Origin of the sequence: Holospora elegans E1 (assembly GCF_000648275.1) — a bacterium.
In the GTDB taxonomy this organism is placed as follows: domain Bacteria; phylum Pseudomonadota; class Alphaproteobacteria; order Holosporales; family Holosporaceae; genus Holospora; species Holospora undulata_A.
In genome coordinates, this window is sequence record NZ_BAUP01000034.1 from 21,044 (window position 1) to 27,841 (window position 6,798).

9 protein-coding genes are annotated in these 6,798 nt (G+C 34.7%); 2 read left to right on the forward strand and 7 right to left on the reverse strand.

Features of this window, described 5'->3' with window-relative positions; all coding sequences use genetic code 11:
- Positions 1–85: 85 nt before the first annotated feature.
- Complete coding sequence (locus HE1_RS00880) at positions 86–1,684, forward strand: secretin GspD/PilQ domain-containing protein (protein WP_084490821.1); 1,599 nt, start codon at positions 86–88, stop codon at positions 1,682–1,684.
- Between the two features lie 129 nt (positions 1,685–1,813).
- On the opposite strand, the gene HE1_RS09510 is transcribed toward HE1_RS00880, so the two are convergent.
- The 7 genes from HE1_RS09510 to HE1_RS00900 all read right to left on the reverse strand — a co-directional run bounded on the left by HE1_RS09510 (position 1,814) and on the right by HE1_RS00900 (position 5,327).
- A complete protein-coding gene (locus tag HE1_RS09510) occupies positions 1,814–1,969 on the reverse strand; it encodes a hypothetical protein (RefSeq protein WP_242837163.1) in 156 nt (51 codons plus the stop codon).
- Positions 1,970–2,561: 592 nt separating this feature from the next.
- Positions 2,562–2,855, reverse strand: a complete 294-nt coding sequence (locus HE1_RS00885) for a hypothetical protein (RefSeq protein ID WP_162480104.1) — start codon at positions 2,853–2,855, stop codon at positions 2,562–2,564.
- Positions 2,856–3,071: 216 nt separating this feature from the next.
- On the reverse strand, positions 3,072–3,434 hold the full coding sequence (locus HE1_RS00890) for a hypothetical protein (RefSeq protein ID WP_052567158.1): 363 nt from the start codon (positions 3,432–3,434) through the stop codon (positions 3,072–3,074).
- The gene (locus HE1_RS08555; protein ID WP_162531139.1) at positions 3,394–3,549 is read right to left on the reverse strand and encodes a hypothetical protein; all 156 of its coding nucleotides are present in this window, start codon (positions 3,547–3,549) and stop codon (positions 3,394–3,396) included. Before HE1_RS08555 ends, HE1_RS00890 begins: the two co-directional genes overlap by 41 nt.
- Before the next feature lie 27 nt (positions 3,550–3,576).
- Positions 3,577–3,834 carry a hypothetical protein gene (locus HE1_RS00895; protein WP_035543560.1) on the reverse strand — a complete coding sequence of 86 codons (258 nt, stop codon included), beginning with the start codon at positions 3,832–3,834 and terminating at the stop codon, positions 3,577–3,579.
- On the reverse strand, positions 3,794–4,000 hold the full coding sequence (locus tag HE1_RS07920; protein ID WP_162480106.1) for a hypothetical protein: 207 nt from the start codon (positions 3,998–4,000) through the stop codon (positions 3,794–3,796). Before HE1_RS07920 ends, HE1_RS00895 begins: the two co-directional genes overlap by 41 nt.
- A gap of 730 nt (positions 4,001–4,730) precedes the next feature.
- A complete protein-coding gene (locus HE1_RS00900) occupies positions 4,731–5,327 on the reverse strand; it encodes a hypothetical protein (protein WP_035543563.1) in 597 nt (198 codons plus the stop codon).
- 1,115 nt (positions 5,328–6,442) lie between these two features.
- Here HE1_RS00900 and HE1_RS08560 point away from each other — a divergent pair.
- Entirely contained in the window at positions 6,443–6,646 is a 204-nt protein-coding gene (locus tag HE1_RS08560; protein WP_035543568.1) for a hypothetical protein, read from the forward strand.
- Positions 6,647–6,798 lie beyond the last annotated feature (152 nt).

Below are 6,798 nucleotides of genomic sequence, written 5' to 3' on the forward strand. Positions count from 1 at the left end.
TTAGTAATTTTAAGTAAACACTTGATAAAATTATTCTTTCTGATAAATTCATTTTAGCGGTACAGAGAATACATCCTTTCTTAACATGTATACATTCTTCTCTAATTTTTTGATGTGGATATGGATATTTTTTATAAGTGGATGTCAAAGAGAAAATTACCAAGATCCTGATATAAAAAAAACGAAAGAAGATTTTCTATGCCTTACCAAACCCGTGTGTAAACGTTCTAGCGTTCACTGCATACCTTTACAAAAAAAATGTTCTAAGCCGTGCTGTTACGATATTCCTGTTTCAATTTGTTTATCAGGGCAACTCCCCTTGCAGGAGGTGTTTTTCGAGCTGGCAAAACAGTCTAATGTGAATATTGTTTTTGACCGACCGTGCGCTAAATCTACAACAGTTTTATACCGTGCACAAGAAAAACCTTTAGAAAAAGTTTTAGACGATCTTAGCTCAACTTATGATTTGCGGTATTATTACCTCAATGACACTCTTCATATTGCGCCAGACAGTCCTCACTTAAAAATTTATAACGTTCAATTTTTAATAGGTGCAAGAAAAACTCAAACAGAAACTTCGGTAAGGACGGATATTTTAGGACAGGGAAATAAGGGAAAGTCAGCGTTTTCTCAAGAAAATGGTGCTTCTATCCAAATAAAAAGTCAAAACGAAGTAAATTTTTGGGAAGAATTAGAAAATAATGTTCAATATATATTAAAAGAGCCTATTAATAAAGAAAAACCATCCTATGCTTTAAACCGTTACGCAGGAACACTATCTGTATGGGGAAATTCCAAACAGCATCGTGCTATCGAGTTATATCTAAAACATCTTCAAAAACTTGCAACGACTCAAATTCTTATTGAAGCTAAAATTATTGAAATAGAGTTAACCGATGAACATAAAAGCGGAATTCAATGGGATGCGCTTCCCGCATTAAGTGCAGCAATTAATGCAAAGGTAAATATGCAAGACGGAGCATTTTTTTCATTCTTCATAGATACCAAAAACTTAAACGCTTTTGCAAATTTTATGAGTAAATTTGGAACAGTGCGCACATTAGCCAATCCAAGGCTGACAGTACTGAACAATCAGGCCTCAGTTCTAAAAGTCGCACGCAATGAAGTATTTTTTGAAATGCAGATGGATGAAGTTATGATGACTGCAAATTCTCCTCATATTCAAAAAGCAAGAAGTCAAATTCAGACTGTTCCTATTGGGTTGATTTTGTACGTACACCCTGTGGTTAATTTTGAAACAGGACAAATTGTTTTATTTCTTCATCCAACGATATCTCGCATCATTGATGTTAAAAACGATCCAGCCATCGCTCTTTCTATGAAAGGCATAGCTACTCAAGTGAAATCAGAAATTCCAGTAATTCAGGTCAGGGAAATGGATTCCGTTGTGGCTGCAAAAGAAAACCAAGTGATCATTCTTGGAGGATTAATGGAAGAAACTTCAGAGTACAAGACTTCTGGTATCCCATTTCTTTGTGATATTCCTCTGTTAGGAGCGTTATTTAGTTCTGAAGAAAAGGTTAAGCGTATTACAGAACTTGTGATTTTACTTCGCCCCAGGATTCTTCGTACTGAAAATCCTAAAAATATGTCTCCAGAAGATCAAAGACTTTATCAAGAATTTACACAAGATCCAAGACCTTTTCCTGTACAAAGTCAATAGACAAAAATCGAAAGGCGTCAGGTAAGCTTCAAAAAATAAAAAGCAAGTTGCTCTTAACTAAAAGAAATTTAGGTGAAAGCGCCGCCTCCTTTTTTGCTCAGTTGTATGCGATTTAAAAAAACGAGACCTTTAACCAAAGGGAGCATGGTTAATTTTCAAAGTTTTATTAACATGAAGTACCGCAAAAATACGCAGTGTTACCTCTAGCATTTCAAGTGATCGTGTGTTTGCAAGGGGGGCAAAATCTTGCAAACCAAAGGTGGTGTGGAGCGTTGTTTTGTTCAATGGAAAACGGTTTATCTTTTCCCTGAAAAGGGGTGGGGACTTGGAATAATTTTATTAAAACCTGCCCAATGATCTGCGCAATAAAATAAAATTTTCTATTTTTTTAATCGTTCAAAAAGTCGTTTGAATGTTTGACTATAGTGATCACCAAATTCCCAATCGATGAGCCGTTTTCCAGCACGATCCTGGACTTTAAAACTCCAAGCTTTAAAAATCCAAATTTTTGCTTCTTTTTTTTTAAATAATGCTAAAATTCATCGACTTCCATGACAATACCGTTGTCTTCTGGAGATAGCTCAATTTTGGCGCCTAGCCTTAGAACCTGTATTCATGAATAAAAAAGTGTGATATAAAAGGATTGGAGGTGTAGAAGAAGAATTATCAAAGCGATTTAAAAGAGAGGGTGGGAAGTGAAAAAGCATCGTTTTGATAGCGGAAATAAAAGCAAATACAACAAAAAAGAGGGGCAATGCAGTATGTTATATAATCAAGAGCGGTTGTCAATGGCGCATGCTACAAAGATTTTCCACCATATTCGACGGTACATTGTTTTATAGACGATCATACTCCCCCTCACTTTTTTTCAGGTAGTTTAAAAGATCGCTGAAATCAAAGAATAAGAGTTTATCTTTGATCTACCTGAGCCCCCTTGTGAAGTATGAATAACAAAGGTGCTCTGACTGTTTTTTTGTAAGCAATTTCTTGTGTAAGGCCCGTTATAGAAGCGTATAAAATCGTCAAGTTTGGAAAGTCTTCCCAAATCTTTCATAGGGGTATTTTCAAAGTTAACCCCTTGCGTTTTCATAGTTCTGAACAGCCGTTCAATATCCCATCTTTGTTTGTTTAGTACCCGGTCCTTATCTTGAGCAAATGACAAGGTAAGCATCTTTTTTTTACCTGCGATACCCCCTCCTAGGATCATCCAGCATGTTGCAGATGGCGGCTTTCGTCCGTATTTAGGTGAATAAAAAAATCCTTCAAAGGCTTTTTAGAGGTGCCGAAGTTGGCCAATGGATTATCTTTTATACGGATAAAAAAGGGATCGTGTAGTCACACAAATAAGTCACACAAATAAGTCACACAAATAAGTCACACAAATAAGTCAAACAAATAAGTCAAACAAATAAGTGATCCAATCTTTGCCCACAAAATCGCGATCAGCTGAAAAGGAGAGAATTTTATCGCCCCCAAAGATTTCCTGAAATTGGTTTAATAAGCTGATGCGTGCTAGGGTGTGCGAATTTTCCTGGTGATCAAGCATGCTCCAAAACAAAGGAAATGTAATCTTTCCAACTCTAACAGCTAGTACGAGGCAATTGATATTCTGCGTTCCAAACTTCCAATTGGTGCCATCGAGCATTAAATGTATTTTAGGAACTGGCTCCCAAATGCTTGATATCAAGGCTTTTGAGAAGAGTCCAGAATCAATTACTTGTCCTTTTAAAAAAACGCCTGATGCGTTCAAGCTTGGATTTTATTGAAGGTGGAGAGTGCATCTTGTGGATCAGCGCAGGATGCTGAACCTTTCGCTGATCGATAAGTACGAAGGTTTTAAAAGTTGATTTAATAAACTGATGCATGCTAGGGTGTGCGAATTTTTCTGGTGATCAAGCATTCTCCAAAAACAAAGGAAATGTAATCTTTCCAACTTTAACAGCTAGTACGAGGCAATTGATATTCTGCGTTCCAAACTTCCAATTGGTGCCATCGAGCATTAAATGCATTTTAGGAACTGGCTCCCAAATACTTGATATTAAGGCTTTTGAGAAGATAGGAATTTGCTCCCAAATGCTTGATATCAAGGCTTTTGAGAAGAGTCCAGAATCAATTCCTTGTCCTTTTAAAAAAACGCCTGACGCGTTCAAGCTTAGATTTTATTGAAGGTGGAGAGTTCATCTTGTGGATCAGCGCAGGATGCTGAACATTTTGCTGATCGATAAGTACGAAGGTTTTAAAAGTCTCTGCGCGGAAATTGTGAAAAGCTAATAGTTTTGTTATCTTATTTATTAAGGATGAGGGGTTCATTTGCATTAAACATTGTTGTTTATTTTTAATAAAATAGCCTCTCTTTCGGATCTTTTAAAGACCCTTCAAAAAAGTGAGGGGGAGGATGTTTCTGATCAAGGAACTAAAGCCTGGTCAAGGTGTTATTATGAACATTGTCTCTTTTCATAAATACAAGAGAAGTAGAAAATTAATAAAATCTGTAAAATTCGGTATAATTTTTCTATCTCCAAATCTGTAAAATTTGGTATAATTTTTCTATCTCCTTACTCTTTTGATTCCAATCCAATAGAGAAATCCTGGGCTAATATGAATAGGTGGATTTAATGCAATATACTAAATTTCAACGCTATTTCGTGGTTCTTTAAAATATCTAATTCAACCTAAACTACTATATGATGATAGTTATGCAAGAGGTCTGCTAAATCCCTCCACAGAATACCTTTGCGATAGTGATGCAAAACATCCTCCACAAACAAGAAATTATCTTTGGTTGCATCCCATCGGTTTTGAAGAAAAAGATCTTTTGTACTACCGATCACCAAACAACGCACTCTCAAAAAAGACAGAAAAAATGAACTTAATTGAGAGCGAACTTTAATACTTGGAAAATACTTAACAAAAAATTAAAAATAAAAAAAATTATTAAGATAATCAGCTAAATTTTTACTTATTTTTCTAATTTTAACTTTCCTTGAAAAAACACCTCAAGCCCAAGTGCGTACAAAATTAGGAAGCTTAACAGCAATCGGTCTCTTTAATCCATTTGTAACGGACCAACAATTTTTTGATGAAATTCTTTCAATTCCTCGGGAAGATCTTTTAAAAAGTGAAAATGAAATTTCAGCCTTTCTTTTAGCGCCTTGTTAAACCCTTCAGAAAAATCCTCAAATTTTGAATCTGTGGATTTTAAATAAAACAAAAAAATTTCAGGCGCCTCAGTAAACATCAATGAAAGCAAATTGTCTTTTACATTTTCAGAAGAAAAATGAAAATACCACTCTTTTCCTCCATCGTCTCTATCTTTGATTATCTTCATTATAGAACTTAATTCTTCTTTTTCAATCCCATCAAAAACATCTAGAATGCGTATGTTTCCTAATGATACATCATGAAGCGCACTCCAGATAAGGTTTGAGCTACTTTCTATTTCTTCTAACTTCCCCTTAAATTTTAAATATTGAAAAAACAAAGATCCTCTTTCACTGAGCTTATACACCCAGTGTTCTTTTGAATTTTTATCTAAAAGATCAAACGTTTCAAAGAAAATTTTTAACATTTCTGGATCTCTCTTTTTTAAGGAGTTTGAATCAGTATCTAAAAAATTGAGCGTCTCTTTTACCTCATCATCCAAACGAATTCTTTCTAGAACGCCTTTAATTAGCTCTATTTCGTTATTTTTGAGCGATGAAATAGAAACAATTCTACCTTCTTCGTTTTTACGTAAATCACTTAAGCATAAAAAAAATTTTTATAGTTTATAAATTTTTTTCTTTACTAACAATATTTTCTAAATACTCTTTACTTTTTTCTTTATTAGAAAAAGCTTGGAAACAGATGAAACAAGTTAATAATAATAAAAATTTCATAAAAAAATAAAAGGTTAGTTTCTACTATTAAAGTATAAATTGTTTTTTAAAAAAAACAAGATAATTTTTATTATAGCTAAAACAGCTTGAAAAGAATATGACAATAGAGCTGGATAGAGTATAAGTAATAAACTATATAATTAAATTTATGACATATTCACTAGATTTTCGAAAAAAGTATTAAAAAATAAAGCATGGGCTATCATTTGAAAAAGTAGCCGCTAGATTTTGCATATCTAAATCAGCAGTAGTGAGATGGAGCAAAAATCTTGAAGGAGTCAACAAAAGGAATAACCCATGGACAAAATTAGACAAAGAGATATAGAAGAATTTCCAGACAGGTGCTACGAAAGGGCTAAGAGGTTAGAAGTCAGCGCTTCTGGTAAAGATATGCAAAACACCATTTAGGAGAGACATATAAAAAAACTCTCAATCATCCGATCCAGAAAAAAGATCTACGTTTTTCCAAAAAAAAAAAGATAAGCAGATAGGTTGTGATGGAAGTGGTTTTTCTCATGATATGCCAAGAACGCATAGTTGCTCTGAAAAGATAAGCGGTGTTATGGGCTCTCATAACTGGGAGGAAAACAAATGCCATAGGTGCTTTAATTGACCAAGCTATAATTGCAATTGGGTTCATATCTGGCTTGCAAAGGGGGTTTACATCTTGGGTACAGCAGATTTTATTACTAAACCTTCCAAAAGAAAGCAGTAGTGTTATGGATACTGCCACTTTCCATAAAGGGAAATCTATGCAAAAGATGCAGGTCGTAGCTTGCTTTGTTTGCATCCTTATTCCATACTCCCCCTCACTTTTTTGAAGGGTCTTTTAAAGATCCGAAAGAGAGGCTATTTTATTAAAAATAAACAAAAATGTTTAATGCAAATGAACCTTCGTACTTATCGATCAGCGAAAGGTTCAGCATCCTGCGCTGATCCACAAGATGAACTCCCAAGCTTGAACGCATCAGGAGTTTTTTTAAAAGGACAAGGAATTGATTCTGGACTCTTCTCAAAAGCCTTGATATCAAGCATTTGGGAGCAAGTTCCTAAAATGCATTTAATGCTCGATGGCACCAATTAGAAGTTTGGAACGCAGAATATCAATAGCCTCGTACTAGCTGTTAGAGTTGGAAAGATTGCATTTCCTTTGTTTTAGAGCATGCTTGATCACCAGGAAAATTCGCACACCCAAGCACGCATCAGTTTATTAAACCAATTTAAGGAAATCTTTGG

What these genes read in the sequence shown, in the direction of transcription:
- HE1_RS07920 (WP_162480106.1), bottom strand. Translation starts at nt 4,000, where the DNA reads ATGCAAATGAACCCCTCATCCTTAATAAATAAGATAACAAAACTATTA.
- HE1_RS08560 (WP_035543568.1), top strand. Translation starts at nt 6,443, where the DNA reads ATGCAAATGAACCTTCGTACTTATCGATCAGCGAAAGGTTCAGCATCC.
- HE1_RS00885 (WP_162480104.1), bottom strand. Translation starts at nt 2,855, where the DNA reads ATGCTTACCTTGTCATTTGCTCAAGATAAGGACCGGGTACTAAACAAA.
- HE1_RS08555 (WP_162531139.1), bottom strand. Translation starts at nt 3,549, where the DNA reads ATGCATCAGTTTATTAAATCAACTTTTAAAACCTTCGTACTTATCGAT.
- HE1_RS00880 (WP_084490821.1), top strand. Translation starts at nt 86, where the DNA reads ATGTATACATTCTTCTCTAATTTTTTGATGTGGATATGGATATTTTTT.